This window comes from Frankia nepalensis (assembly GCF_016786325.1).
GTDB classification, from domain to species: Bacteria; Actinomycetota; Actinomycetes; order Frankiales; family Frankiaceae; genus Pseudofrankia; species Pseudofrankia nepalensis.
The window spans coordinates 1-1,131 of sequence record NZ_JADWYU010000010.1; the positions used below are offsets into that span (position 1 = coordinate 1).

At 66.2% G+C, this 1,131-nt stretch carries 1 protein-coding gene; it reads left to right on the top strand.

Annotated features, from left to right (window positions below):
- Positions 1-43: 43 nt before the first annotated feature.
- The coding region (locus tag I6A81_RS00065) for an IS630 family transposase (RefSeq protein ID WP_203008558.1) at positions 44-1,131 on the top strand (1,088 nt) is incomplete at its 3' end.

Consider the following 1,131-nt stretch of genomic DNA (forward strand, 5'->3'; position numbering starts at 1 on the left):
TGTTCCGAGTCTGAAGTTTTTGGGCTGATCGTAGACTGGGGTTATGCCTGGTCCGAGTGCCGTGCCGATCGAGCTTTCCGTCGAGGAGCGGGAGGTGTTGGAGGGCTGGGTGCGGCGTCGTAAGACGTCGCAGGCGTTGGCGCAGCGCTCCAGGATCGTGCTGGCCTGTGCGGGCGGCGCGACGAACGCGCAGGTCGCGGCCGAGCTGGGGGTCAGTCGGAACACGGTGGCGACGTGGCGGAACCGGTTCGCGGTCGACCGGTTGGAGGGGCTGTCGGACGAACCGCGGCCGGGTCGGCCGCGCACGGTGTCCGACGTGAAGGTCCACGAGGTGATCACGAAGACGCTGGAGGAGACCCCGCCGAACGGCGACACCCAGTGGTCGACCCGCTCGATGGCAAGGACCAGCGGCCTGTCGCAGTCGACGGTGTCGCGGATGTGGCGCGCGTTCGGCCTCAAACCGCATCTCGTCGAGACGTGGAAGCTCTCCACCGATCCCCAGTTCGTGGAGAAGGTCCGCGACATCGTCGGGGTCTACCTCGACCCGCCGGAGAAAGCCATCGTTCTCTGCGTCGACGAGAAGTCGCAGATCCAGGCGCTGGACCGCACCGCCCCGGTGCTGCCGCTGATGCCGGGCACCCCGGCGCGGATGACCCACGACTACGTGCGGCACGGCACGACCAGCCTGTTCGCCGCCATGGACCCGACGTCCGGCGCGGTGATCGCCCAGCACTACCGGCGCCACCGCCACCAGGAGTTCCTCCGCTTCCTCAAACTGATCGACGTCTCGGTCCCCGCCGGCTACGACCTGCACCTGATCCTCGACAACTACGCCACCCACAAGACCCCGGCCGTGAAGAACTGGCTGCTGCGACACCCGCGGTTCCACCTGCACTTCACCCCCACCTCGTCCTCCTGGATGAACCTCGTCGAACGCTGGTTCGCCGAACTCACCACCCGCAAGATCCGACGTTCCACCCACCGCTCCGTCGTCGAACTCGAGGCCGACATCCGCAGATGGATCAACGCCTGGAACAAGGACCCCAAGCCGTTCATCTGGACGAAGAGCGCCGACGAGATCCTCGAAACCCTCGCCGCCTACTGCCAACGAATTAACGACTCAAGACACTA